This is a genomic window from Halorubrum sp. SP3 (assembly GCF_005435195.1).
GTDB classification, from domain to species: domain Archaea; phylum Halobacteriota; class Halobacteria; order Halobacteriales; family Haloferacaceae; genus Halorubrum; species Halorubrum sodomense.
Genome location: NZ_SGTU01000509.1, coordinates 1 through 329, shown reverse-complemented (window position 1 = coordinate 329; position 329 = coordinate 1). Strand labels below are relative to the sequence as shown.

Here is a 329-nt window from a genome sequence, read left to right as displayed (position 1 = left end):
AGAACTTCCCCGACATCCGCACGTTCGACTGCGAGGACTACGACGGTGACAGCGGTGACAAGGATCTTAGCTCGGTTCCCGAAGACCTGATCCGTGGTGAGGTGATGACCTCGGTCGCGGAGGACTTCGGTGGCTCCGCGCTGGACATGAACGCGGGCTTCGATCTGATGATCGGGTCGCCCCGTGCCATCCAGCAGTTCAAGGGGTACTCCGTCGGTGCGGACAGCGACCTCGAACGCGGGCCGACCTTTTGGGAGCGGCTCACCAGCGCCGACACCGTTCAGGAGGCGTTCAACCTCCCGTACAAGCTCCAGCCCGACTACCTCCCC

The 329-nt window shown here is 63.5% G+C and carries 1 protein-coding gene; it reads left to right on the top strand.

Features of this window, described 5'->3' with window-relative positions; all coding sequences use genetic code 11:
• On the top strand, window positions 1-329 hold a 329-nt coding region (locus EXE42_RS19045), incomplete at both ends, for a hypothetical protein (RefSeq protein WP_158293792.1).